Raw genomic sequence first — 24,271 nt, 5'->3', positions numbered from 1 at the left:
CAAGGCAGTGCGAAGCGATGAGAAGAAGGCGGTGAATTGATATGGCCGACCCGGCCCGGGCGCGCCGATTGGCCAAGCGGATCAACACGATCGTCGCCTCGGCGATCGAATACGAGATCAAAGATCCGGGGCTGGCCGGCATCACCATCGTTGACACGAAGGTGACCGCCGACCTGCACGATGCGACGGTCTACTACACCGTGATGGGCCCCACCCTCGATGACGAGCCGGACTACCCCGGCGCGGCGGCGGCGCTGGACCGGGCCCGGGGTGTGTTGCGGACCAAGGTGGGCGCCGGCACCGGGGTGCGGTTCACCCCCACCCTGACGTTCGAGCGCGACACCACCTCCGACGCCGTCAAGCGGATGGAGGAGTTGCTGGCCCGCGCCCGCGCGGCGGATGCGGATCTGGCGCGGGTCAGGGTGGGCGCGAAACCCGCCGGCGAGGCCGACCCGTACCGTGAGAGTGGGTCGACGGCCGAACCGGCGGCCTCAGGGGGACTCGGAGCTTTGGGGGTACCGCCCGTTCGCGGGGGAGACGCCGATGACGACAACCGACCGCACGATCGATCCGAAGACTGAGCTGACCGGTATGCCGCGCCTTCCCGGGGCGCGCGTCGACGCAGTCGGCGCCGCCGAACTGCTGTCGGCGGCCGACTCGGTCGCGGTGATCTGCCATGTTCACCCCGACGCCGACACCATCGGCGCCGGACTCGCGCTCGCCGCGGTGCTCGACCAAAGCGGTAAGAAGGTGCAGGTCAGCTTCGCCACGCCGGCACAACTGCCGGAGTCGCTGCGGTCGCTGCCCGGCTGTCACCTGCTGGTCACGCCGGCAGAGTTGCGCCGCGACGTCGATCTGGTGGTGACCGTCGACGTGCCCAGCATGCACCGGCTCGGCGCGTTGCGGGATCTGGCTGCCCCCGGCCGGCAACTGCTGGTTATCGACCACCACGCGTCCAACGGTCTGTTCGGCACCGCGAATTTCGTCGACGAGTCGGCCGATTCGACGACGATGATGATCGCCGAGATCCTCGACGCGTGGGGCAAACCGATCGACCAAGGTGTGGCGCACTGCATCTACGCCGGGTTGACCACCGACACCGGGTCGTTTCGCTGGGCCAGTGCCCGCGCCCTGCGGCTGGCCGCGCGGCTGGTCGAGATCGGTGTGGACAACGCCGCGGTCAGCCGGGCACTGATGGACACACATCCGTTCGCGTGGTTGCCGATGCTGTCGCGGGTGCTGGGGTCGGCCCAGCTGGTGCCGGAGGCGGCGGGCGGTCGCGGACTGGTCTATGCCGTCGTCGATCACCGGGATTGGTCGGGATCCCGTCCCGAGGAGGTCGAGAGCGTGGTCGACATCGTGCGCACCACGCAGCAGGCCGAGGTGGCGGCGGTGTTCAAGGAGGTCGTCCCGCAGCAGTGGTCGGTGTCGATGCGCGCCAAGACCGAGGTGGACCTGGCTGCGGTCGCATCCGGTTTCGGCGGTGGCGGTCACCGGCTGGCGGCCGGCTATTCGACGGCCGGCGCCATCGAGGACGTCGTGGCGTCGTTGTGCGCGGCGCTTGGCTGAGTTTCGCCAGATCACCCGGCTGGCTCTGCCCGCGTTGGGCGTGCTGGCCGCCGAACCGCTGTATCTGTTGTTCGACACCGCGGTGGTCGGTCGGCTGGGGGCGGTGCCGCTGGCCGGTCTGGCGATCGGCAGTCTGGTGTTGGGTCTGGTCAGCACTCAGCTGACGTTTCTGTCCTACGGCACCACGGCCCGCGCGGCCCGCTACTTCGGCGCCGCCGATCGTGGCGCCGCGGTCCGCGAAGGGGTGCAGGCGACCTGGCTCGGCCTGGGTTTGGGCGCGGCGATCGTCGTCGTGGTGCAGGCCGCGGCGGTGCCGGTGGTGTCGGCGATCGCCGCGGGTGGCGAGATCGCCGCTGCGGCGTTGCCCTGGTTGCGGATCGCGATCCTGGGGGTGCCGGCGATCCTGGTCTCGCTGGCCGGCAACGGCTGGCTGCGCGGCGTGCAGGACACCGGACGTCCGCTGCGTTTTGTGGTCGCCGGATTCTCGGTGTCGGCGCTGCTGTGCCCGCTGCTGGTCTACGGCTGGTTGGGTCTGCCCCGGTTGGGGTTGACCGGGTCGGCGGTGGCGAACGTGACCGGGCAGTGGCTGGCGGCGTTGCTGTTCGGCCGTGCGCTGCTCGCCGAGCGGGTGCCGCTGCAGGTCGATGGTGCCGCGCTGCGCGCCCAGGTGGTGCTCGGACGTGACCTGATCCTGCGCAGCCTGGCGTTCCAGGTGTGTTTCGTCTCGGCGGCCGCGGTGGCCGCCCGGTTCGGCGCCGCCGCGCTGGGGGCCCACCAGATCGTGTTGCAGCTCTGGACCTTTCTGGCTCTGGTGCTTGATTCGCTCGCGATCGCCGCGCAGGCCCTGGTCGGCGCCGCGCTGGGAGCCGGTGATGCGGCGCACGCGCGGTGGGTCGCGTGGCGGGTGACGTTGTTCTCGCTGCTCGCCTCCGCACTGTTGGCCGGTTTCTTCGCGGCGGGATCCGCGATGCTGCCGGACCTGTTCACCGACGACAGCTCGGTGCTGGCGGCGATCGGAGTGCCGTGGTGGTTTCTGGTGGCCCAATTACCGGTCGCCGGAATCGTTTTCGCACTGGACGGAGTGTTGCTGGGCGCCGGGGACGCCGCGTTCATGCGCACCGCGACGGTGCTCAGTGCGCTGCTGGGATTCCTGCCGCTGATCTGGTTGTCGCTGGCCTACGGCTGGGGGTTGACCGGTATCTGGTCAGGGTTGAGCACCTTCATGGTGCTGCGGCTGGTGTTCGGCGGCTGGCGCACGCTGTCGGGACGCTGGGTAGTGACCGGCACGGCCTGACGGCTCCGCCGGCATCGTGACCGGGCGTATCCGGGGGTGCGGGTGACGCGATCAGCGCACCTGCGAACGTCCGCGCTGCAGCACCGCTTCCCGGTTGGCGGCGATGTCGTCGCCGCTGGGCCGGAACTGCCGAGCCGCCGCCGCTTCCAGCCACAGCCCGCCGCCGAGCTGCGCGTCGTCGATGTGGTGGTAGGACGCCAGCAGGGCGCGCACCGCGTCCTGGTTGTTGCCGACGATGGACGCCGCGACGCCGCGCGCGGTCGCCAGCAACTTGTCGTGCGGCACCACTTCGGTGACCAGCCCGGCGCGCAGCGCGTCGGCCGCCGACAGGTAATCCCCGGTCATGCTCATCCGTCGGGCCAGGCCCACCCCCACTTTCTGCGGCAGTCGCACGCTCAAACCCCAGGTGGGCAGCAGACCCACCCGGGCGTGCGTGTCGGCGAACCGCGCCTGCTCGGAGGCGATCAGGATGTCGCAGTACAGCGCCAGCTCGAGTCCGCCGGTGACCGCGGCGCCGTTGATGGCGCCGATGACGGGTTTGGTCAGCGCCGGCCAGCGCGGCGAGATGTCGGGCAACGCGGTCTGCCCGCCCAGCTCCTTGAGGTCCAGTCCGGCGCAGAACACCGGGTCGGTGCCGGTGACGATCACGACGTCGACGCCGTCGTCGGACTCGGAATCGGCCAGGGCGCCGAAGAATTGGTCGCGCAGCGCCGCGGACAGCGCGTTGCGGGACTGCGGCCGGTTCAGGGTCAGGGTGCGTACCCGCTCGTCGGTGTCGATCAGCAGGATGTCGTCGGTCATAGGGTTCACCGTAGTCACCCACGGGGTGGCGATCGGCACCCGCGGCCGATCGCGGTCTGGTAGCGCCGCACCTATCGTGGACACCATGTGTCGGAATATCACCGAGCTGCGTGGGCTGGAACCACCGGCTACCGCCGAAGAGATCGCGGCCGCGTCACGTCAGTACGTGCGCAAGGTCAGCGGCATCACGCACCCGTCCGCTGTCAACGAAGACGCCTTCGAGGCCGCCGTCGCCGAGGTCACCGCCACCACCACCCGGTTGCTCGAAGCGCTGGCACCTCGACGGCAGCCGCCCAAGACGGTGCCGCCCCTGCGCCGCCCCGAGGTTCTGGCCCGGCTCGCCAGATCGCAGTAGCGGAGAACGCTGAAAGATGTACGCGCTCAAGGAGTGGAGCGTGGCGGTGCACGCGCTGCTCGACGGGCGCCAGACCATCCTGCTGCGCAAAGGCGGCATAAGGGAGAAACGGTTCGAGGTCGCCGCCCGGGAGTTTCTGCTGTTCTCGACGGTCGCGCACAGCCACGCCGAACGTGTCCGGGCTGAACATCAAAGCCTGCTCGCACTGGCGGCCGCCGACAGCACCGAGCAGCAGGTCACGGTGCGGGCCGCCGCGAAAGTGGTTGCCGCGCTGCCGGTCAACCGCGCGGAGGGGCTCGCCGAGATCGAGGATCTGCACATCTGGACCGCCGAGTCGGTGCAAGCGGACCGGCTGGACTTCCGGCCCAAACACAAGCTGGCGGTGCTGGTCGTCCAGGCGATGCCGCTGGTCGAGCCGGTCCAGCTGACCCGTACCCCCGACTATGCGGGATGCACCAGTTGGGTGCCGCTGCCGGTCGAGCCTGCGCTGGCGGCGCCGGTGCACGACGACGGGACGCTAGCCGGGATCGGGGCCCGGGTCCGGCGCGCGGTCGGTTGAGTCTGCCTGCACCGGTAACAACAGCCGGGATTCCCCGAAGTGCACCGAGTGCGTCGCCGGGCGGATCTGACGCCCGGTCAGCACCGGCTCGTCAGTACCGAGGTTGCGCGCGTAACGCGGAAACCAGCTGCCGGTGATCAGCACCCGGATCCGGGAACCGGCCTCGAAGCGGTGCGCGATCGCGTCGAGTTCGATGGTGACCCGCCGGGTGCCGGGCTCGTCGGTGGCCAGGCGCCGGTAGCCGTCGCTGACATTCTGGGACCTGCCCTTGGCGTTGACCTTGCTGACCCGCACGAACAGGTCGACGTTGGGGTTGTCGGCGCTGTGCTCCAGTTCGATGACGGGTTGGCCGTAGACGTGCAGGTCGTGGGGGAGCGCGGCGCCGGTGAAGCTCAGCACGTCGTCGCGCGTCGCCAGATGGGTGTCGTCGCGGTAGCCGCCCTTCGGTGACAGCAGTGGACCACCGGTGGTGGGGGTCGGGTCGGCCGGGTCGTAGTGGAAATTCGCCGGTCGCGTCTTGGTGGTCGGCGGAGTGTCGCCCAGGTGTCCATAGGGCTGCAGGTACAGCGCGTGTTCGCTGGTGGCCGGTGGCCAGTCGGGCAGGTGACGCCACCCCACGCCGGCCTCGTAGATGTGCACCGGGCTGGGACGGTCCAGGTCCGGCGCGCCGCCCAGATAGGTGTCCAGCCAGTCCAGGGTTTCGCGCGCGCAGGTCGGCAGCCCCTGGACCAGCATCTGGGTGTGGGTCCACGGCCCGACGGTCAGCGCGACGTTCACCCCGCGGTCGCGCAGGTGCCGGTACTGCTGCAGGGTCTGGCGCAGGAAGATGTCCTGCCACCCGCTCAGCAGCAGCACCGGTACTTCGACGCGGTCCAGTGCGTCGGGGAAGCGCAGCCGGTCCCAGAACGGGTCGTGCGCGTCGGTGTGTTCGACCCAGGATTCGAACCACGGCGCGCCGGCGCCGAGCAGGGTCCGCGCGGCCGGCCCCAGCGGCACCTCGCGGACCGTGCGGGCCACTTTGCGCGGTGCCCGCAGCTGGCGAAGGCCGGTCCGGAGGCGTCCCGGATCCTCCTGGCGGGCGACCAGATCACTCCAGCCCAGGAAGTCGTTGACGGCGAATGTGCCGGTGCCCCACACCGAGTCGCGGAAGTCGTGCGGCCCCACCGTGATCACCGCCGCGGCCAGCTCCGGCGGCGGGTCCTGCAACAGCGCCCACTGGGTGAAGCCGAGGTAGGACAGGCCCACGGTGGCGAAGCGGCCGGTGAACCACGGCTGTTGACGCAGCCAATGCACGGTGTCCTGGCCGTCGGCGGCTTCGTGGACCATCGGCTCGAAGTCACCGGTGGAGCCGAAGGTTCCCCGCACGCTCTGCAACACGACGTGGTAGCCGCGGGCAGCGTACAACCGGGCGAAGGCAAGGGAGAACGGGAACTTACGTCCGTATGGGCCGCGGGCCAGCAGGGTGCCGGCCGGCTTGGCCGTTGCGGGCGCGTAGTGGTCGCCCACCAGTTCGACGCCGTCGCGCATCGGGATGCTCACCCGGGTGACGGTGTAGCGGGTCCTTGCCCGGGGCAGCCGCAGAGCCAGGCCGAGTGCGCCCAAAGCCGCTCGGCCGCCCGCTCCGGTGGCGCGGGTGCGTAGCTTCGGCTCGTCGTGCGGGATCGATGTGGTGCTCACGTGCCAAGCCTAGGGAAGGCCGGGCGCGCACCGCGCAACCCGGGACTAGAACTTGTACATCGGCGCGAGTTCGTTGGCGCGCTGCAGGTTGGTCGACGGGCAGTCGACGTCGGGCTCGGAGTAGACCGTGGAGTAGAACAGCGACTGCTGGATCACCCCGTAGCTGGTCTTGAACGTCACCATGCACGAGATGTACCAAAAGCTGTTGTGGTAGGTGGGTTTGAGCACCCAGTACTGCGCGGCGCGGTGACCCTGGATCGTGGTTTCGATGGCGTCCGGCGGCAGGGTCTGGGCGTAGGTGCGCCAGACGATTGGCTCCACGGCCAGCTGGTAGTTGCCCGCGTCGAACTGGCAGCGCAACCCTTCCTGCGGTTCGGGCGGGGTGAACGCCAGGCCCAGCCGCTGCACCGCCTCCAGCGGGATGTCGGTGCACGGGTCGAACGGGCTCGGATCGGTGGTGGCCACGATCGGGCTCTTCATCGTGGTTTCCATCGGCGCGGCGGTGGACCGCAGTTCGACTTTGCCACGATGGGTCGGCGGGGGGCCGTCCTGCCAGCCGGCCACCCCCACCGTGACCGCTGTGACCAGCGCACCGAACGCTGCAGCCAGACGCATTTTGGCGAACACGACACCCCCTGCTCTCGGCAGCACCCTTGCCGGGAGTGTACAAGTAGCCTCTGCGCGGTCACAGGGAAACGAGCACACCGACCGCGGGTCGCTAGGCTGGTTAATCGTGGCAGGACACGAATCGACCGGACAGCCGACGCTGTGGGCTGTCTCGGACCTGCACACCGGGCATCTGGGCAACAAGCCGGTCACCGAGTCGCTGCATCCGTCGTCGCCGGATGACTGGCTGATCGTCTGTGGCGACGTCGCCGAACGCACCGACGAAATCCGCTGGGCGCTGGACTTGCTGCGCCGCCGCTTCGCGAAGGTCATCTGGGTGCCCGGCAACCACGAGTTGTGGACCACCAACCGCGATCCGATGCAGATCTTCGGCCGCGACCGCTACGACTACCTGGTCAATATGTGCGACGAGATGGGTGTCGTCACCCCCGAGCACCCCTTCCCGGTCTGGACCGAGCGGGGCGGCCCGGCCACCATCGTGCCGATGTTCCTGCTCTACGACTACAGCTTCCTGCCGGCCGGAGCCGCCACCAAAGCTGAGGGCATGGCCATCGCCAAAGAGCGCAACGTGGTGTGCACCGACGAATTCCTGTTGTCGTCCGAGCCGTACGCCACCCGCGACGCGTGGTGTCGCGACCGGGTCGCCAAGACCCGGGCCCGCCTCGAACAGCTGGACTGGATGCAGCCGACCGTGCTGGTGAACCATTTCCCGCTGGTGCGCAACCCCTGCGACGCGCTGTTCTACCCGGAGTTCTCGCTATGGTGCGGCACCACCAAGACTGCGGACTGGCACACCCGCTACAACGCGGTGTGTTCGGTGTACGGGCACCTGCACATTCCGCGGACGACCTGGTATGACGATGTGCGCTTCGAAGAGGTGTCGGTCGGCTACCCGCGGGAGTGGCGGCGCCGCAAGCCCTACAGCTGGCTGCGTCAGGTGCTGCCGGACCCGCAGTACGCGCCGGGGTACCTGAACGACTTCGGCGGCCACTTCGTCATCACTCCGGAAATGAAGGCGCAGGCCACCCAGTTCCGGGAAAAGTTGCGGCAACGGCAGAACCGGTGACGGCGCGCACACTGGTGTCGACGTTGTTGCCCGGCACCCTGGTCGACGACATGGGTTACGCCGAGTTGTATTCCGACCCGCCCGGGCTGGTGCCGTTGCCCGAGGAGGAGCCGCTGATCGCCAAGTCGGTGGCCAAGCGGCGCAACGAATTCATCACCGTGCGGCACTGCGCGCGGATCGCGCTCGACGAACTCGGGGTAGCGCCGGTGCCGATCCTCAAGGGCGACAAGGGCGAACCCTGCTGGCCCGACGGTGTGGTCGGCAGCCTGACACACTGCACCGGGTACCGCGGCGCCGTCGTCGGCCGCAGCGAGGCGGTGCGTTCGGTGGGCATCGACGCCGAACCCCACGACGTGCTGCCCAATGGTGTGCTGGACGCGATCAGCCTGCCCGCCGAACGCACCGAGCTGCCGCTGGCGCTGCCGTCCGCGCTGCACTGGGATCGAATCCTGTTCTGCGCCAAGGAGGCAACGTACAAGGCGTGGTTCCCGCTGACCAAGCGGTGGCTGGGGTTCGAAGACGCGCACATCACCTTCTCGGCGGACACCGAGTCCAGCGGGCGGTTCGTCTCCCGCATTTTGATCGACCCGGCCGCGCTGTCGGGCCCACCGCTGACGACGCTGGCCGGACGCTGGTCGGTGGCAAATGGCTTGGTGCTGACCGCGATCGTGTTATGAGCGAGGCCGGTCTGGCGATCGTCGACAAACCGGAAGGCATGACGAGCCACGACGTGGTGGGCCGGTGCCGGCGGATCTTCGGCACCCGCCGGGTGGGTCATGCCGGCACGCTGGATCCGATGGCCACCGGCGTGCTGGTGCTCGGAATCGAGCGGGCCACCAAAATTCTGGGCCTGTTGACCATGACCTCCAAGTCGTATGCCGCGACCATCCGGCTCGGGCAGACCACCTCCACTGAAGACGCCGAAGGTGAACTGCTGCAATCGGTTTCGGCTTCGCACCTCACCGATGAGACGATCGAGGCGGCGCTGGCCCCGCTGCGCGGTGACATCGAGCAGATACCGTCGGCGGTCAGCGCGATCAAGATCGGTGGCCGGCGGGCGTACCAATTGGCCCGCGCGGGGGAGGCGGTGCACCTGCAGGCCCGACCGGTGCGCATCGACCGCTTCGAGGTGCTGGCCATCCGACGCGGAGTGGACCTGCTGGATCTCGACGTTGAGGTGGACTGCTCGTCGGGCACCTACATCCGCGCGCTGGCCCGCGACCTGGGTGAGGCGCTGGGCGTCGGTGGTCATCTGACGTCGTTGCGGCGCACTCGCGTCGGCCGCTTCGACCTGAGCCAGGCCGTGTCGCTCGAGGAACTGGCCGAGCGGCCGCGGCTGAGTCTCAGCCTGGACCAGGCCTGCCTGCTGATGTTCCCGCGCCGCGACCTCACCGCCGATGAGGCTGTGGCTACCAGCCACGGCCGCGCCCTGGCGCCGGCCGGCATCGACGGTGTCTACGCGGCCACCGACGCCGACGGGCGGGTAATTGCGCTGCTGCGCGACGAGGGTTCGCGGACCCGGTCCGCAGTGGTGCTCCGCCCGGCGACCCTGTGAGGCAGCCGGCCGTGCGCAGATGAGGAAGTACGGCGCCGAAAGCGCCGGTCAGCGGCTACGCCACCACCCAGATCGCGCACGCGGCCGGACTGCCCAGATCCACCGTCGTCGCACCGTCCTCCGATTCGACCGCCACCGAGACCATCCCGGCGAACTCCCGGCGGGTCAGCACCCGCAGCCGTGAGTCCAGGTTGATCCCCACGCTGTCGAAATATCGCAGCATCTCCGGGTCGGCGTCGGAAATCCGGGCCACTGTGCCGGTGTCGCCGTCGCCGCACGCCCACAGTTGCCGGGCCGGCGGTGTCGGGACCTGCCCGTCGGTGGCCGGGATCGGATCGCCGTGCGGATCGCGCTGCGGGAAGCCCAGTTTGGCGTCGATGCGGGCCATCAACCGGTCCGACACCGCGTGCTCGAGTACCTCGGCCTCGTCGTGTACCTCGTCCCAGCCGTAGCCGAGCTCGTTGACCAGGAAGGTCTCCAGTAGCCGGTGCCGGCGCACCATGGCCAGCGCCGCGCGGCGGCCGGACTCGGTCAGCGTCACCGCGCCGTACTTCGCGTGGTCGACCAGGCCCTGCTCAGCGAGCTTTCGAATGGACTCCGAAGCCGTGCTGGCCGACACCCCGAGCTTCTCGGCGAGCAACTTGGTGCTCACCTTTTCCCGAGACCACTCTTGAGTTGTCCAGATGACTTTCAAATAGTCCTGGGCAACCGCGGTGAGTCCACCAGGCTCTTCGTCGGCCCTCACAAACACGAATCTTAGGCAATGCACGCCTAAACGGTTGTCCCGAGATTGCCGGGACGCTAAGCGGGACGATTAGGCTTGCGCTCGTGCAGCGGTGGCGTGGCCAGGACGAGATCCCTACAGACTGGGGCCGATGCGTGCTGACCATCGGAGTTTTCGACGGCGTGCATCGGGGACATGCGGAGTTGATTGCGCACGCGGTCAAGGCTTCCCGGGCGCGCGGGGTGCCCTCGGTGCTGATGACGTTCGACCCGCACCCGATGGAAGTCGTGCACCCCGGCAGTCACCCCGCCCAGCTGACCACGCTGACCCGCCGCGCCGAACTCGTCGAGGAACTGGGCATCGACGTCTTCCTGGTGATGCCGTTCACCACCGACTTCATGAAGCTCACCCCCGAGCGTTACGTGCACGAGTTGCTGGTGGAGAACCTGCACGTGGTGGAGGTCGTGGTCGGGGAGAACTTCACCTTCGGCAAGAAGGCGGCCGGCAACGTGGAGACGCTGCGCCGGGCCGGCGAGCGGTTCGGCTTCGCGGTGGAGTCGATGTCGCTGCTGTCCGAGCACCACAGCAACGAGACCGTGACGTTCTCGTCGACCTACATCCGCTCCTGCGTGGACGCCGGGGACATGGCGGCGGCCACCGAAGCGCTGGGGCGTCCGCACCGCGTCGAGGGCGTGGTGGTGCGCGGATACGGGCGCGGGGTCGAGTTGGGATATCCCACCGCCAATGTGGCGCCGCCGATGCACTCGGCGATCCCGGCCGACGGCGTATATGCGGCGTGGTTCACCGTGCTCGGGCACGGACCGGCCACCGGCACCGTCGTCCCCGGTGAGCGCTACCAGGCAGCAGTGTCGGTCGGCACCAATCCGACCTTCTCCGGGCGTACCCGCACCGTCGAGGCATTCGTCCTGGACGCCAAGGCTGACCTGTACGGGCAGCATGTGGCGTTGGATTTCGTCACCCGCATCCGCGGTCAGCAGAAATTCGATTCGGCCGAAGATCTGGTCGCCGAGATCGGCAATGACACCGACCGCACCCGCAAACTGCTGAGCTAGTGGACTGGCGGCCCGCCGCGCCGCGCTTGCGACCGCAGGATTGCATGGTGGCGGCCCGCCGCGCCCGGCTGCGCCGCGCTTGCGACCGCCACGGGATTGGAGGGTGGCGGCCCGCCGCTGTTAAACTGCCCGACGGCATGCGCTGCGGTTCGCGGTGGCCGTGCCCGTTGACTCTGATCGCGGACCTATTGATGGAGATGTTTTCGTGGCGCTTACCGCCGAGCAGAAAAAAGAAATTCTGAATTCCTACGGTCTGCATGAGACCGACACCGGGTCGCCGGAGGCGCAGATCGCGCTGCTGACCAAGCGGATCGCGGATCTGACCGAACACCTGAAGGTGCACAAGCACGACCACCACTCGCGGCGCGGGTTGCTGCTGCTGGTGGGTCGGCGCAAGCGGCTGGTCAAGTACCTGACCCAGGTCGACGTGGAGCGTTACCGTTCGCTGATCGAACGGCTGGGTCTGCGCCGCTGATCCGTGGCGCCGTGCGCGCCGCGAGCACCGGGCTGGTCCTGGTCTCGATGGTGACGGCATCAGCGGGGTGTGCGGGGCAGGCCAGCGGGCCCGATCTCGGCGACATCAAAGTGGGGGATTGTCTCAAACTCGGCGGCACGGCCGACCGACCGCACGCGGCCAGAGCTACGTGCGGCAGCCCCGAGTCCAACTTCAAAGTCGCCGCGCTGGCCACCGCAGGGGCGAAGTGCCCCGCCGACGTCGACTCGTCCTACACGACGCACAACGCGATCAGCGGCACCGACAACACTCTGTGTCTAGACATCGACTGGGTGATCGGCGGATGCATGAGTGTGGACCCGCACCACGTCGCGGACCCGTTCCGGGTCGACTGCAACGACGGCGCTGCACCGCACCGTCAGCGAGCTACGCAGATCCTCACCGATCTCGACCCTCCGGTCAGCGTGGACCAATGCGCCAGCGGCCTGGGTTACACCTATGCGCAGCGGCGCTTCGCTGTGTGCGTGGAAAATGTCACCGCCGGAGTGCCGAAATAGAAGTTGCGCCCTCGGGTCTGCGCCGATCCGGGGAGTTAGCCAGTGTAGAGTGAGGGCGTTCTGGGCCGGTTCGGCCCGAGCAACCTGGTGCGGCTCACGCATATCCGCGGGCGCCGTTCCAGCGAGTCACTGCAAGTTCGAGGGACCCGGCCTGAATCGGGCGGTCTTCGGTAGTGGCTGCCGGGCTCCCCGGATCTGGGACAGGTCGGCCGCTTCGATCGATGGCCGTAGCCGCATCCGGGCTCGTGACCGCCCTCTGGATTCCGCGTGACGACGCGAAACAGCTGAATAACCAGAGAGGCCGCACTGACGTATGTCTGCGACTGAAATTGAAGAAGGCGTGTTCGAATCCACCGCCACCATCGACAACGGGAGCTTCGGCACCCGCACCGTGCGTTTCGAGACCGGCAGGTTGGCCCTGCAGGCCGCCGGCGCCGTCGTCGCCTACCTCGACGACGAGAACATGCTGCTGTCGGCGACCACCGCCAGCAAGAACCCCAAAGAGCACTTTGACTTCTTCCCGTTGACGGTCGACGTCGAAGAGCGCATGTACGCCGCGGGCCGCATTCCCGGCTCGTTCTTCCGGCGTGAGGGCCGGCCGTCCACCGACGCGATCCTGACCTGCCGGCTCATCGACCGGCCGCTGCGCCCGTCGTTCATCGACGGGCTGCGCAACGAGATCCAGGTGGTGGTGACCATCCTGAGCCTGGACCCCAACGACCTGTACGACGTGGTGGCGATCAACGCCGCGTCAGCCTCCACCCAGCTCAGCGGGCTGCCGTTCTCCGGCCCCATCGGCGGCGTGCGGGTGGCGCTCATCGACGGCCAGTGGGTTGCCTTCCCGACCGTCGAGCAACTCGAGCGGGCGGTGTTCGACATGGTGGTGGCCGGTCGCATAGTCGGCGAAGCTGACGACAAAGACGTGGCGATCATGATGGTGGAAGCCGAGGCCACCGAGAAGGTCATCGAGCTCGTCGAAGGCGGCGCGCAGGCGCCGACCGAGACGATCGTGGCCGAAGGTCTGGAAGCGGCCAAGCCGTTCATCGCCGCGCTGTGCACCGCGCAGCAGGAACTCGCCGACGCGGCCGCGAAGCCCACCAGCGAGTACCCGACGTTCCCCGCCTACGAGGAGGACGTGTACTACTCGGTGTCCTCGGTGGCCACCGACGAGCTGGCCAAGGCGCTGACCATCGGCGGCAAGGCCGAGCGCGACGCCCGCACCGACGAGCTCAAGGCCGAGGTCCTCGAGCGGCTGGCCGGCACCTACGAAGGCCGGGAAAAAGAGGTCAGCGCCGCGTTCCGGTCGCTGACCAAGAAGCTGGTCCGCCAGCGCATCCTGACCGACCACTTCCGCATCGACGGCCGCGGCGTCACCGACATCCGCGCGCTGTCCGCCGAGGTCGCAGTGGTGCCGCGAGCACACGGCAGTGCGCTGTTCGAGCGGGGCGAGACCCAGATCCTCGGCGTGACCACCCTGGACATGGTCAAGATGGCCCAGCAGATCGACTCGCTGGGACCCGAGACATCCAAGCGGTACATGCACCACTACAACTTCCCGCCGTTCTCCACCGGCGAGACCGGCCGGGTCGGGTCGCCCAAGCGGCGCGAGATCGGGCACGGCGCGCTGGCTGAGCGGGCGCTGATCCCGGTGCTGCCCAGTGTCGAAGAGTTCCCGTACGCGATCCGTCAGGTGTCCGAAGCGCTCGGCTCCAACGGCTCGACCTCGATGGGGTCGGTGTGCGCGTCGACGCTGGCGCTGCTCAACGCCGGTGTGCCGCTGAAGGCGCCAGTGGCCGGCATCGCGATGGGCCTGGTCTCCGACGACGTCGACGGCGAACGTCGCTTCGTGACGCTGACCGACATCCTGGGCGCCGAGGACGCATTCGGCGACATGGACTTCAAGTGCGCCGGCACCAAGGACTTCGTCACCGCACTGCAGCTGGACACCAAGCTGGACGGGATCCCGTCCCAGGTGCTCGCCGGCGCCCTGGCCCAGGCCAAAGACGCCCGCGTGACGATCCTCGAGGTCATGGCCGAAGCCATCGACCGGCCCGACGAGATGAGCCCGTACGCCCCCCGGGTCACCACCATCAAGGTGCCGGTGGACAAGATCGGCGAGGTCATCGGGCCCAAAGGCAAGGTCATCAACGCAATCACCGAGGAGACCGGCGCGCAGATCTCCATCGAGGACGACGGCACCGTGTTCGTCGGCGCCACCGACGGCCCGTCGGCGCAGGCCGCGATCGACCGGATCAACGCGATCGCCAACCCGCAGCTGCCGACCGTGGGCGAGCGGTTCCTCGGAACCGTGGTCAAGACCACCGATTTCGGTGCGTTCGTGTCGTTGCTGCCCGGTCGCGACGGCCTGGTGCACATCTCCAAGCTGGGCCGGGGCAAGCGCATCGCGAAAGTCGAGGACGTGGTCAACGTCGGAGACAAGCTGCGGGTGGAGATCGCCGACATCGACAAGCGGGGCAAGATCTCGCTGGTCCTGGTCGCTGAGGACGGCGCGGCCGCGGCACCCGCTGACGCTGCGCCGGCGGATGCCGCGCCGGTCAGCAGCTGACGCTGCGGGTGGCACGAAACGCTGAACGGTCGCCGGGGGTGCGTCGTAGCACCTTGCCGGGCGGGCTGCGGGTGGTCACCGAGTATCTACCCGCGGTCCGGTCCGCCTCCGTCGGCGTCTGGGTCGGGGTCGGCTCGCGCGACGAGGGCGCCACGGTGGCCGGCGCCGCGCACTTCCTGGAGCATCTACTGTTCAAGTCCACCCCGACCCGCACCGCGGTGGACATCGCGCAGGCGATGGATGCCGTCGGCGGTGAGCTCAACGCCTTCACCTCCAAAGAGCACACCTGCTATTACGCCCATGTGCTGGACACCGACCTGACGCTGGCGGTCGACCTGGTCGCCGACGTGGTACTCAACGGCCGGTGCGCCGCCGACGACGTCGAACTGGAACGCGACGTCGTGCTCGAGGAGATCGCGATGCGCGACGACGACCCCGAGGACGCGCTGGCCGACATGTTCATGACGGCATTGTTCGGTGACCATCCGGTGGGCCGTCCGGTGATCGGCAGCGCGCAATCGGTGTCGGCGATGACCCGGTCGCAGTTGCACTCGTTCCATCTGCGGCGTTACACCCCGGAGCGGATGGTGATTGCGGTGGCCGGCAACGTCGACCACGCCGAGGTAGTCGGCTTGGCGCGCCGGCACTTCGGGCCACGGCTGGTGCGCGGCCGGGGGCCGGTGGCGCCGCGCCGGGGTGCCGGCCGGGTGAGCGGCCGGCCCGGCCTGGTGCTGGGCAGCCGCGACGCCGAACAGACCCACGTCTCGCTGGGTGTGCGCACGCCGGGCCGGGGGTGGGAGCACCGCTGGGCGCTGTCGGTGTTGCACACCGCGCTGGGCGGCGGGCTGAGCTCGCGGTTGTTCCAGGAGGTGCGCGAGGCCCGCGGGCTGGCCTACTCGGTCTATTCCGCGCTGGACCTGTTCGCCGACAGCGGGGCGCTGTCGGTGTATGCGGCCTGCCTGCCGGAACGGTTCGCCGATGTCATGAAGGTCACTACCGCGGTGCTGGAATCTGTTGCGCGGGATGGGATCACCGAGGCGGAGTGCCGGATCGCCAAGGGTTCCATGCGCGGTGGACTGGTCCTGGGGCTGGAGGATTCGGGCTCGCGGATGAGTCGCATCGGCCGCAGCGAACTGAATTACGGCGCGCACCGCAATATCGCGCACACGCTGCGGCAAATCGACAAAGTCACCGTTGACGAAGTCAACGAGGTGGCGCGGCGGCTGCTGAACAAACCGTTCGGAGCGGCTGTGCTCGGCCCGCATAAGTCGAAACGATCGCTGCCGCAACAACTTCGAGCGGTGGTAGGTTAGCCCGATGGTACTGGGTTTCTGGGACATCGCAGCGCCCATCGTGGGTGCGCCGATGGCGGGTGGCCCGGGAACGCCGGCGCTGGCGGCGGCGGTGTCCAATGCGGGCGGCCTCGGCATGGTCGCCGGTGGCTACCTCAGTGCGGACCAGTTCGCCGCGGACATCTCCGCAGCGCGCGCCGCGACCACCGGTCCGATCGGGGCCAACCTGTTCGTGCCCCAACCGAGCGTCGCCGACTGGGCGGCGCTGGAGTACTACGCCGAAGATCTCGAAGAAGTCGCCGACCACTACCGCGTGGACGTGGGTCGGCCCGTGCACGGCGACGACGACGACTGGGACCGCAAGCTCGAAGTGATCGCCGACGTGCGCCCGGAGCTGGTGTCGTTCACCTTCGGCGCTCCGCCACCGGACGTGATCCGCCGGTTCAGTGCGCTGGGACTGCTGGTGTCGGTCACGGTGACCTCGGTGTACGAAGCGGGGGTAGCCGTTGCCGCCGGCGCGGACAACCTGGTGGTCCAGGGGCCCGCCGCGGGCGGGCACCGCGGCACGTTCGCGCCGGACATGGAACCCGGTTCCGAGTCGCTGCACCAGCTGTTGGAGCAGATCGGCGCCGCGCACGAGGTGCCGTTGATCGCCGCGGGTGGGTTGGGCACCGTGGAAGACATCGCCGCGGCGTTGCGCCGGGGCGCGGTGGCCGCGCAGGTCGGCACCGCGCTGCTGCTGGCCGACGAAGCCGGCACCCACCCCGCTTACCGTGTCGCACTGAAGAATCCGTTGTTCGACGCCACCGTCGTCACTCGCGCGTTCTCCGGTCGCTACGCCCGGGGGTTGGCCAACAACTTCACCCGGTTGCTCGATCACGTGGCGCCGCTGGGCTATCCCGAGGTCAATCAGATGACCAAGCCGATCCGCGCGGCGGCGATCCAGGAAGAGGATCCGCACGGCACCAACCTGTGGGCGGGGGAGGCCTACCGGGAAGTGCAGCCCGGCCCGGCCGGCGACATCGTCACCGCGCTGGCGCCCTACGTGCGCTGATCGTCGCGGGCCAGCAAACCGGAGGGGTCGGTGTAGGGCAGGTCCAGGTCGTCGGCCACATGGTCGGCCAGCAGGGCGCCCGCGTGCGTCGAAAGCCCTTTGGCGAGCGCCGGATCCGAGCGGCACGCCGCATGCCAGCCCAGGTCGGCAATCTTGAGCACGTAGGGCATCGTCGCGTTCGTCAACGCATAGGTCGACGTCTTGGGCACCGCGCTGGGCATGTTGGCCACGCAGTAGAACAGCGTCTCGTGCACGGCGAATGTCGGCTCGTCGTGGGTCGTGGGCCGCGAATCCTCGAAGCAACCACCCTGGTCGATCGAGATGTCGACCAGCACCGCTCCCGGCTTCATCTGCGCCACAAGCGAATTGGGGATCAAGCTGGGCGCCTTCGCGCCGGGCACCAACACTGCGCCGATCACCAGGTCGGCACGTTTGACCGCCCCCACCAACTCGTAGGTCGATGAGTAGCGGGTGCCGATGCGGCCGGCGAACTCCGCATCAAGCAGTCGAAGCTTGCCCAGACTGACGTCCAGGACCATGACCGACGCGCCCATACCGCAGGCGACCCGGGCGGCGTTGTACCCGGCGGTGCCGCCGCCGATCACCACGATGTCTGCCGGCTTCACCCCCGGCACCCCACCCATCAACGCGCCGCGGCCGCCCTGCGTCCGCATCAGGTGGTAGGCGCCGACCTGCGCCGAAAGCCGGCCCGCGACCTCACTCATCGGGGCCAGCAACGGCAGGGCGCCGTCGGCGGTCTGCACGGTCTCGTAGGCGATCGACGTCGTGCCGGCCTTCAACAACGCGTCGGTGCACGAGCGCGATGCGGCCAGGTGCAGGTAGGTGAAAAGGGTCTGATCCGCGCGCAGGTGACCGTACTCGGCCGGCAACGGTTCCTTGACCTTGAGCACCAGGTCCGCTTCGGCCCACACCTGCGCGGCGGTGTCGGCGAGTTGTGCACCCGCCGCCGTGAATTTCTCGTCGGAGATTGCCGAACCTTCCCCGGCGCCGGTCTGGACCAGGACCTCGTGGCCGCGCTGGGTCAACGCCGCGACCCCGGCCGGGGTGATAGCCACCCGGAATTCGTTGTTCTTGGTCTCGGTCGGAACTCCGACTCGCATGATCGCCTCCTGCCGAGCCTGGTGTGGGTACTTCATTGTTCCCGACAACGCCGGCGGACGCCGACCGGGCGCTGGTTAAGATCAGCGGATGACTGCCCCCTCCGCGACCGCCACCGTGCAGATCAACGCCACCCCGGACGAGGTGTACGGCCTGCTCACCGACCTGTCGACGCTGGCCGCGCTGGCCGAGGAAACGGTCGAGATGGAGTTGCGCAAGGGCGACGCGATCAGCAAGGGCGCGGTGTTCGTCGGGCACAACGAGAACAGCGGCAAGCGCTGGGCCACCAAGTGCACCGTCACCGACGCCGAGCCCGGACACCTGTTCGCCTTCGACGTGCGGCACACGGTCATTCCCATCGCCCGCTGGCAGTACGAGCTGGTCCCGACCGGCGGCGGGTGCCGTGTGACGGAAAGTACCTGGGACCGGCGGCCGGGCTGGTTCCGTAAGATCGCCGGCCTCGCCACCGGGGTATCCGACCGGGCCGCGGAGAACACCAAAAACATCGAGTTGACGCTGCAGCGTCTCAAGCAGCGGGCCGAAAAAAGGTAGTACCGCGGGTATCGCATACTGTGCTCTCGTGGCTAGACTGATCCGGGAAAAGCCGAGGCGAGGGGGCCTTGATGAGCACAGTCGACGACAGGGCAGTGGGTCCGCACTCGACGGATTCGACCGCCGCCGACCACGAACGACTGGTCCTCGAAGCACGCAACGTCGAGTTCGACTGGACGGAGCTGCCGTTTCACTACGTGCCTAATGAGCCGATGGCCACCCATGTGCTCAATGTCCTGCACCTGCTGCTGCCGGCCGGGGAAGAGTTCTTCGTCGAGGTCTTCAAAAAGACCTTGCCGCTGATCCGCGACGACCAACTGCGGCTGGACATCCAGGGATTCATCGGCCAGGAGGCCATGCACTCCCAGGCGCACTCCGGCGTGCTCGCCCATTTCGACGCCCAGGGCATCGACCTCACACCGTTCACCAACCAGATCCGCTGGCTGTTCCAGCGGCTGCTCGGCGAACGGTCCTACCGGAGCGAACGGCGGCGGCATTCCTGGCTGCTCGAGCAGGTGGCGATGATCGCCGCGGTGGAGCACTACACCGCCGTCCTGGGCGAGTGGGTGCTCGATTCGCCTGCACTCGACGCCGCCGGCGCCGATCCGGTGATGTTGGACATGCTGCGTTGGCACGGTGCCGAGGAAGTCGAGCACAAAGCCGTGGCTTTCGACACCATGAAGCACCTGCGGTCCGGGTACTGGCGGCAGGTACGCGCCCAGCTGGTGGTTGCGCCGGTGTTGCTGCTGTTGTGGATCCGCGGCGTGCGGTTCATGTTCTCAGTCGACCCGTGCGTGCCACCGGGCACCCGGGCGCGCTGGCGGGACTACCTGAAGGCCGCGCGTCGCGGACTGGTGCCGGGACCGCTACCGCTGATCCGGGCGGTCGGCTCGTACTACCGTCCGGGCTTCCATCCGTCGGAACTGGGCGGGCTGGAGCGTGCCGTCGAATATCTTGCGGTGTCGCCGGCGGCCCGCGCCTCGCACTGACCGATGAGCATTGTCGCCGCGTCCGACGGGGTCCCCCTGGCGGTTCACCGGTACAACGAATTCGACCCGGGACGCCCGTCCGTGCTGGCCGTGCACGGTTATCCCGACAACCACCGGATCTGGGACGGCGTGGCCGAAAAGCTGGTGCCGCGGTACAACGTCGCTGCCTACGATGTGCGTGGTGCCGGCGAATCAGGTTGTCCGGCAAGCAGATCCGGGTACGCGCTGGAACAGTTGGTGACCGACCTGGACTCGGTGATCGACAGCCTCGGTGTCGGGCAGGTGCACCTGCTCGCGCACGACTGGGGATCGGTTCAGGGTTGGGCCGCGGTCAGCGACCGGCGTCTGGCACGCAAGATCGCCTCGTTCACCTCGATATCGGGGCCGCACCTACCGGCTGCCGGCCGGTTTCTCAGATCGGTGCGCACACCGCGGTCCGCCGCCGAGGTTGCCGGGCAGGTGATGTCCTCGGGGTACCTGGGACTGCTGCTGTGCCCGCGGGTACCGGAGTTGGCGTTCCGTTCCGGGCTCGGCGTGAAAGTCGTTGAGGCTGCGGAGCGTATCGGCCAGACGAGCACCCTGAGCCGGCGCGTCCGCCCGCCGCGTGCGATCGGCGACTACGTCAACGGGCTGAGTCTCTACCGGGAGAACCTGCCCGGGCCGCTGGTGTCGCCGGGCGACGGACTGCCGGAAATCGAGGTCGCCGTCCAGGTGCTCGTACCGGGAAAGGACGTTTTCATCAAGCCGCCCCTGCAGCGGTACATCGGTGCGATTCCGCAGGGCGGCAGGGTGATTCCGATTCAAGGCGGCCACTGGGTGGTCACCTCGCGGCCCGATGTCGTGGCCCGACTGACGGGCGAGTGGATCGACCAGGTGGTGGAGGGTGACTCGCCCCGCGGCGCCTCAGTGGTCCGCGGCGGCCCGCGGGAGGTGCGCGGCAAACTGGCATTGGTCACCGGGGCGGGCGCGGGCTTCGGCCGGGCCGCTGCGGTGGAGTTGGCGCGCCACGGTGCCCGCGCGGTGGTGATCGTCGATCCAGACCTGGCCGCTGCCAATGAGACTGCAGACGCCGTCCGCGCGGCGTGTGCTGCGGTTGCGGTACATCGGGTCGACAGCACCGACGACGACGCGATCAACGACCTCGCCGCACGAGTGCGCGACGAGCACGGGGTGATCGACATCCTGGTGAATAACGCCGGAATCGGCAGGGCGGGCTGGTGGGGAACCAGCCGGGCGTTCGGTGCCCAGATGGTTGAACGCGGCGAGGGCGGCACGATCATCAATGTCGCCGCGGACGCGGCATACCTGCCCTCGACATCCATCAGCCCCAGCACCACCACGGCTGCGGTGCTGAACGACAGCAAATCCCTGCGCGCCGAATTCGCTGAGGAGGGCATCACCGTCACAGTCGTCCGCCTGGGCACCGCCAGCGCGGACATTGCCAAGAGCGCCAAGGCAATTGTCAAGGCCGTCCGGACCGGTGCGCCGGTGGTGCCCGTCGCCGCCGAGTCCAGACTCGGTCACGCGATGCGGCGCATCAGCGTCAGAACGCAGAAATAGGACTATGACAATGCCGGGGAGTATTTGGACGAGCAGACCCGCCGACCTGTACGGTCGCCGGGACCGGGACCGCTTCCTGACGGTGTTGTGGGGACTGCGCACCGTGATGGGCGGGTTGTCGGCGACCTCGCGGTGGACTCCGTCGCGGGTGTTGCCGGTGCGCCGGACGCACCGTGCGACGGTGACTGGACGCGAACTCGTGGCGCCGGACGTGGTGGCCCTGACGCTGGCTGACCCGGACGGGGGACTGTTGCCGTCCTGGACGCCGGGTGGACATGTCGACGTTCAGCTGCCCTCGGGGCGGCGTCGGCAATATTCGCTGTGCGGTCCGCCCGGGCGGCGTACGGACTACCGCATCGCGGTGCGCCGCATCGAGGACGGTGGCGGCGGTTCGATTGAGATGCACGACGCCTTCGATGTCGGTGACACGCTGGTGTTCGAAGGACCTCGCAACGCGTTCTATCTCGGTGCGTCCGAGCGCGATGTGCTGTTCGTGATCGGCGGCATCGGCGTCACGCCTATCCTGCCGATGATGCGGGTCGCGCAGCAACGCGGAATCGATTGGCGCGCAATCTATACCGGCCGCAGTCGGGAATACATGCCGTTGCTGGACGAGGTGGTGGCGGTGGCGCCGGAACGCGTGACGGTGTGGGCCGACGACGAGCACGGCGGTTTCGCGCCGGTCGACGATCTGCTGGCCGGTGCCGGTCGGAGAACCGCGGTGTACGTCTGCGGACCGGCCGCCATGCTCGAGGCGGTCCGGGTGGCCCGCAACGAATATGCCGATGCACCACTGCATTACGAGCGGTTCAGTCCGCCGCCGATCGTCGATGGTGCTCCGTTCGAGCTCGAACTCGCCCGATCCGGGGACGTACTGAACATTCCGGCGAACCGTTCGGCGCTCGATGTCCTGCTCGACCACGATCCCACCACTGCCTATTCCTGTCAGCAGGGCTTCTGCGGCACCTGCAAAGTCAAAGTGCTTGCCGGAAAGGTAGATCGGCGCGGCCGCACCGCGGAAGGTGACGGCGAGATGCTCGTATGCGTGTCGCGGTCGCGGGGAGACCGGGTCGTCGTCGACGTCTAAAAGACCGACGTCTGCTCGAGGGTGTCGGCGAACTGCGTCAGATCGGCGGCGAACAGTGCGGGTTGTTCGAACGCTGCGAAGTGACCACCCCGGTCTTGGACCGCATAGTGCACCAGGTTGTAGCGGGCAGCCGCCCAGGCCCGCGGTGTCTGCAGCAGTTCGCCGGGGTAGACGGCGTATCCGGTGGGCACGTCGACCCGGCCGGTCCACTCGTCCAGCGCGCCGGTGCCGGCCCGTCGCGATTCGCAGTAGAGGCGCGCCGCCGACGTCGCAGTGCCGGTCAGCCAGTACATCATCAGGTTGTCGATCAGCCGGTCGGTGCTGATCGGCATGCCGGCTGTGATGTCACACCACGCGTGGAACTTCTCGAGTATCCAACCCGCCAGGCCCACCGGTGAATCGTCCAACCCGAACCCCAGCGAATGTGGCCGCGTGGACTGCAATTCCAGGTAGGAGGTGCCATCCGTGGTGCGCTCCATACTGGCCGCAATCGCGGCGAGTTCGGATTCGGAGACGTCGGCCAACAGTCTCGGATCGTTCTGATCCGGCGGTGCGAACAACATGTTGGTGTGGATCGCTGCGACATGCGGCGGGTAGTGCTCACCGAGATAGCGGGTGACCAGCGCGCCCCAGTCCCCACCCTGGGCGACATAGCGTTCGTACCCGAGTTGGGCCATCACCTCGGCAACGGCGGCGGCGACGCGGGCGACGTCGACTCCCCGTTGCCGCGTCGGCCCGGAGAACCCGTACCCGGGCATCGACACGACAACGACGTGAAAACGCCGCCGCAGCAACGGCAGAGCGTCCAGAAACTCGACGATCGATCCCGGCCAGCCGTGCGTCACCACCAACGGGATCGCATGCGGGTGTTCGGACTTCGCGTGCAGGAAGTGCACGCGCTGACCGGCCGCCTCGGTGATGAACGATCCCACCGCGTTGATCTCGGCTTCGGTGCGCCGCCAGTCGTATCGGTGCAGCCAATGCTCGATCACGTCCCTGAGGAACGCCTGGTCGGTGCCGTAATCCCAATGAGCATCGGCGATTTCGGCCGGCCAGCGGGTGCGGGCCAGCCGGTGGCGCAGGTCGTCCAATTCGGAGTCGGGCACGTCGATGACATACGGCTGTATCGGGTTGCTCGTTCGGGGCGTAATCAGGGACGCGATCGCTGACGGGCTGGCGCTGGGCACAGCCGTTTCGGCGCTGGTTTCGGGCGGTGCCGAGCGGTACAAGCGGTAGCCGACGTGTGGGACGGTCACGCCGGGCAGCAGCATCATCCCGTAGGTGCGGCCGTCGAGCTGGAAACCCTTCTTCTCGTAGAAGTCGCGGGCCAACCGGTTCTGGTCAGCACACCACAGAATCACGTCGTTGTCCGGGAAGGTCTGCGTCAGCTTGTCCAACACAAGTCCACCGACACCGTGCCGTTGGTGCTGTTCAGCGACATAGAGCGCGTCGAGCTGAATGTGCTCGGGACTGCTCAGGTCCGGGCCGAACAGCGCCATCCCGATCAGCTGGCCCCGCAGCTCCACGACCCACATCCGCCAGCCGCCACGCCGCAGAGTCACCGGATAGGTGATGTCCACCCAGATCTTGGGCGTGCTGAGCATGTCTAGTACGTGCGTCGCCACGATCCCGCGCCAGGACTGCCGCCACACCGGGTATTGCATGGCAGCGACCCTGGCGAATTCTTTCGGCCTTGCTTCGCGGATCCGGATGTCGCTGGATCTCACGCGCGCACCTCCGC

General features: G+C 68.4%; 24 protein-coding genes. 18 read left to right on the top strand and 6 right to left on the bottom strand.

The annotated features are described in order from the left end of the window. The first annotated feature begins 41 nt into the window (after positions 1 to 41). From rbfA to ACZYZ9_RS14590, 3 genes are read left to right on the top strand one after another with little or no spacing between them, the layout of a single operon-like run. Complete coding sequence (gene rbfA, locus ACZYZ9_RS14600; RefSeq protein ID WP_463826967.1) at positions 42 to 581, top strand: 30S ribosome-binding factor RbfA; 540 nt, start codon at positions 42 to 44, stop codon at positions 579 to 581. Then, a complete protein-coding gene (locus ACZYZ9_RS14595) occupies positions 544 to 1,569 on the top strand; it encodes a DHH family phosphoesterase (protein WP_463826966.1) in 1,026 nt (341 codons plus the stop codon). Before rbfA ends, ACZYZ9_RS14595 begins: the two co-directional genes overlap by 38 nt. Next, positions 1,562 to 2,863, top strand: coding sequence for an MATE family efflux transporter (locus ACZYZ9_RS14590; protein ID WP_463826965.1), 1,302 nt, complete (start codon positions 1,562 to 1,564; stop codon positions 2,861 to 2,863). Before ACZYZ9_RS14595 ends, ACZYZ9_RS14590 begins: the two co-directional genes overlap by 8 nt. A gap of 51 nt (positions 2,864 to 2,914) precedes the next feature. On the opposite strand, the gene ACZYZ9_RS14585 is transcribed toward ACZYZ9_RS14590, so the two are convergent. Then, a complete protein-coding gene (locus tag ACZYZ9_RS14585; RefSeq protein WP_463826964.1) occupies positions 2,915 to 3,664 on the bottom strand; it encodes an enoyl-CoA hydratase in 750 nt (249 codons plus the stop codon). An 85-nt stretch (positions 3,665 to 3,749) separates the two neighbouring features. Between ACZYZ9_RS14585 and ACZYZ9_RS14580 the strand changes: the two genes are divergently transcribed. Next, entirely contained in the window at positions 3,750 to 4,019 is a 270-nt protein-coding gene (locus tag ACZYZ9_RS14580) for a DUF2277 domain-containing protein (RefSeq protein WP_463826963.1), read from the top strand. Positions 4,020 to 4,035: 16 nt separating this feature from the next. Then, positions 4,036 to 4,578, top strand: coding sequence for a DUF1802 family protein (locus ACZYZ9_RS14575; RefSeq protein ID WP_463826962.1), 543 nt, complete (start codon positions 4,036 to 4,038; stop codon positions 4,576 to 4,578). Here the strand turns inward: ACZYZ9_RS14575 and ACZYZ9_RS14570 are convergent. Both ACZYZ9_RS14570 and ACZYZ9_RS14565 read right to left on the bottom strand, forming a co-directional pair. Next, a complete protein-coding gene (locus tag ACZYZ9_RS14570; protein ID WP_463826961.1) occupies positions 4,537 to 6,255 on the bottom strand; it encodes a CocE/NonD family hydrolase in 1,719 nt (572 codons plus the stop codon). The genes ACZYZ9_RS14575 and ACZYZ9_RS14570 overlap by 42 nt on opposite strands. Before the next feature lie 45 nt (positions 6,256 to 6,300). Continuing rightward, entirely contained in the window at positions 6,301 to 6,882 is a 582-nt protein-coding gene (locus ACZYZ9_RS14565; RefSeq protein ID WP_463826960.1) for a DUF3558 domain-containing protein, read from the bottom strand. A 106-nt stretch (positions 6,883 to 6,988) separates the two neighbouring features. Between ACZYZ9_RS14565 and ACZYZ9_RS14560 the strand changes: the two genes are divergently transcribed. From ACZYZ9_RS14560 to truB, 3 genes are read left to right on the top strand one after another with little or no spacing between them, the layout of a single operon-like run. Further along, on the top strand, positions 6,989 to 7,948 hold the full coding sequence (locus tag ACZYZ9_RS14560) for a metallophosphoesterase family protein (protein WP_463826959.1): 960 nt from the start codon (positions 6,989 to 6,991) through the stop codon (positions 7,946 to 7,948). Beyond that, a complete protein-coding gene (gene pptT, locus ACZYZ9_RS14555) occupies positions 7,945 to 8,625 on the top strand; it encodes a 4'-phosphopantetheinyl transferase PptT (RefSeq protein WP_463826958.1) in 681 nt (226 codons plus the stop codon). The genes ACZYZ9_RS14560 and pptT overlap by 4 nt, the downstream gene beginning before the upstream one ends. Next, positions 8,622 to 9,503, top strand: coding sequence for a tRNA pseudouridine(55) synthase TruB (gene truB, locus ACZYZ9_RS14550; protein ID WP_463826957.1), 882 nt, complete (start codon positions 8,622 to 8,624; stop codon positions 9,501 to 9,503). The genes pptT and truB overlap by 4 nt, the downstream gene beginning before the upstream one ends. A gap of 55 nt (positions 9,504 to 9,558) precedes the next feature. Here the strand turns inward: truB and mntR are convergent, their stop codons facing one another. Continuing rightward, the gene (gene mntR, locus ACZYZ9_RS14545) at positions 9,559 to 10,248 is read right to left on the bottom strand and encodes a manganese-binding transcriptional regulator MntR (protein ID WP_463826956.1); all 690 of its coding nucleotides are present in this window, start codon (positions 10,246 to 10,248) and stop codon (positions 9,559 to 9,561) included. Positions 10,249 to 10,331: 83 nt separating this feature from the next. On the opposite strand from mntR, the gene ACZYZ9_RS14540 reads away from it, so the two are divergent. The 6 genes from ACZYZ9_RS14540 to ACZYZ9_RS14515 all read left to right on the top strand — a co-directional run bounded on the left by ACZYZ9_RS14540 (position 10,332) and on the right by ACZYZ9_RS14515 (position 17,223). Then, a complete protein-coding gene (locus tag ACZYZ9_RS14540) occupies positions 10,332 to 11,300 on the top strand; it encodes a bifunctional riboflavin kinase/FAD synthetase (protein WP_463826955.1) in 969 nt (322 codons plus the stop codon). A gap of 205 nt (positions 11,301 to 11,505) precedes the next feature. Then, positions 11,506 to 11,775: a 30S ribosomal protein S15 gene (gene rpsO, locus ACZYZ9_RS14535; protein WP_065161293.1), complete on the top strand. Its 270-nt coding sequence runs from the start codon at positions 11,506 to 11,508 to the stop codon at positions 11,773 to 11,775. After that, positions 11,775 to 12,311, top strand: a complete 537-nt coding sequence (gene lppU, locus ACZYZ9_RS14530; RefSeq protein WP_463827174.1) for an LppU family putative lipoprotein — start codon at positions 11,775 to 11,777, stop codon at positions 12,309 to 12,311. The genes rpsO and lppU overlap by 1 nt, the downstream gene beginning before the upstream one ends. Positions 12,312 to 12,624: 313 nt before the next feature. Then, the gene (locus tag ACZYZ9_RS14525; RefSeq protein ID WP_463826954.1) at positions 12,625 to 14,877 is read left to right on the top strand and encodes a polyribonucleotide nucleotidyltransferase; all 2,253 of its coding nucleotides are present in this window, start codon (positions 12,625 to 12,627) and stop codon (positions 14,875 to 14,877) included. Next, the gene (locus tag ACZYZ9_RS14520; protein ID WP_463827173.1) at positions 14,874 to 16,190 is read left to right on the top strand and encodes a M16 family metallopeptidase; all 1,317 of its coding nucleotides are present in this window, start codon (positions 14,874 to 14,876) and stop codon (positions 16,188 to 16,190) included. The genes ACZYZ9_RS14525 and ACZYZ9_RS14520 overlap by 4 nt, the downstream gene beginning before the upstream one ends. Positions 16,191 to 16,194: 4 nt before the next feature. Beyond that, entirely contained in the window at positions 16,195 to 17,223 is a 1,029-nt protein-coding gene (locus tag ACZYZ9_RS14515; protein WP_463826953.1) for a nitronate monooxygenase, read from the top strand. Here ACZYZ9_RS14515 and ald read toward each other — a convergent pair. Beyond that, entirely contained in the window at positions 17,211 to 18,344 is a 1,134-nt protein-coding gene (gene ald, locus ACZYZ9_RS14510; RefSeq protein WP_463826952.1) for an alanine dehydrogenase, read from the bottom strand. The two genes, ACZYZ9_RS14515 and ald, sit on opposite strands and share 13 nt — an antisense overlap. A gap of 88 nt (positions 18,345 to 18,432) precedes the next feature. Here ald and ACZYZ9_RS14505 point away from each other — a divergent pair, with 88 nt between their 5' ends. The 4 genes from ACZYZ9_RS14505 (at position 18,433) to ACZYZ9_RS14490 (ending at position 22,530) form a co-directional block, all read left to right on the top strand. Next, positions 18,433 to 18,894, top strand: coding sequence for an SRPBCC family protein (locus ACZYZ9_RS14505; protein ID WP_463826951.1), 462 nt, complete (start codon positions 18,433 to 18,435; stop codon positions 18,892 to 18,894). 71 nt (positions 18,895 to 18,965) lie between these two features. Continuing rightward, positions 18,966 to 19,883 carry a metal-dependent hydrolase gene (locus ACZYZ9_RS14500; protein WP_463826950.1) on the top strand — a complete coding sequence of 306 codons (918 nt, stop codon included), beginning with the start codon at positions 18,966 to 18,968 and terminating at the stop codon, positions 19,881 to 19,883. A 3-nt stretch (positions 19,884 to 19,886) separates the two neighbouring features. After that, a complete protein-coding gene (locus ACZYZ9_RS14495; protein WP_463826949.1) occupies positions 19,887 to 21,443 on the top strand; it encodes an SDR family NAD(P)-dependent oxidoreductase in 1,557 nt (518 codons plus the stop codon). A gap of 4 nt (positions 21,444 to 21,447) precedes the next feature. Further along, positions 21,448 to 22,530 carry a PDR/VanB family oxidoreductase gene (locus ACZYZ9_RS14490; protein WP_463826948.1) on the top strand — a complete coding sequence of 361 codons (1,083 nt, stop codon included), beginning with the start codon at positions 21,448 to 21,450 and terminating at the stop codon, positions 22,528 to 22,530. Here the strand turns inward: ACZYZ9_RS14490 and ACZYZ9_RS14485 are convergent. After that, a complete protein-coding gene (locus ACZYZ9_RS14485; protein WP_463826947.1) occupies positions 22,527 to 24,257 on the bottom strand; it encodes an alpha/beta fold hydrolase in 1,731 nt (576 codons plus the stop codon). The two genes, ACZYZ9_RS14490 and ACZYZ9_RS14485, sit on opposite strands and share 4 nt — an antisense overlap. Between the last annotated feature and the right edge of the window lie 14 nt (positions 24,258 to 24,271).

The sequence above is a fragment of the Mycobacterium sp. IDUB_28 genome (genome assembly GCF_055419285.1).
This window is presented reverse-complemented; position numbering and strand designations above follow the sequence as displayed.

Bases quoted from the DNA above. Each gene is read 5' to 3' on its own strand.
- ACZYZ9_RS14515 (WP_463826953.1), top strand. From the start codon at position 16,195: ATGGTACTGGGTTTCTGGGACATCGCAGCGCCCATCGTGGGTGCGCCG.
- ACZYZ9_RS14575 (WP_463826962.1), top strand. From the start codon at position 4,036: ATGTACGCGCTCAAGGAGTGGAGCGTGGCGGTGCACGCGCTGCTCGAC.
- rbfA (WP_463826967.1), top strand. From the start codon at position 42: ATGGCCGACCCGGCCCGGGCGCGCCGATTGGCCAAGCGGATCAACACG.
- ald (WP_463826952.1), bottom strand. From the start codon at position 18,344: ATGCGAGTCGGAGTTCCGACCGAGACCAAGAACAACGAATTCCGGGTG.
- ACZYZ9_RS14525 (WP_463826954.1), top strand. From the start codon at position 12,625: ATGTCTGCGACTGAAATTGAAGAAGGCGTGTTCGAATCCACCGCCACC.
- ACZYZ9_RS14595 (WP_463826966.1), top strand. From the start codon at position 544: ATGACGACAACCGACCGCACGATCGATCCGAAGACTGAGCTGACCGGT.
- ACZYZ9_RS14580 (WP_463826963.1), top strand. From the start codon at position 3,750: ATGTGTCGGAATATCACCGAGCTGCGTGGGCTGGAACCACCGGCTACC.
- ACZYZ9_RS14585 (WP_463826964.1), bottom strand. From the start codon at position 3,664: ATGACCGACGACATCCTGCTGATCGACACCGACGAGCGGGTACGCACC.
- ACZYZ9_RS14490 (WP_463826948.1), top strand. From the start codon at position 21,448: ATGACAATGCCGGGGAGTATTTGGACGAGCAGACCCGCCGACCTGTAC.
- ACZYZ9_RS14495 (WP_463826949.1), top strand. From the start codon at position 19,887: ATGAGCATTGTCGCCGCGTCCGACGGGGTCCCCCTGGCGGTTCACCGG.
- truB (WP_463826957.1), top strand. From the start codon at position 8,622: ATGAGCGAGGCCGGTCTGGCGATCGTCGACAAACCGGAAGGCATGACG.
- ACZYZ9_RS14505 (WP_463826951.1), top strand. From the start codon at position 18,433: ATGACTGCCCCCTCCGCGACCGCCACCGTGCAGATCAACGCCACCCCG.
- ACZYZ9_RS14500 (WP_463826950.1), top strand. From the start codon at position 18,966: ATGAGCACAGTCGACGACAGGGCAGTGGGTCCGCACTCGACGGATTCG.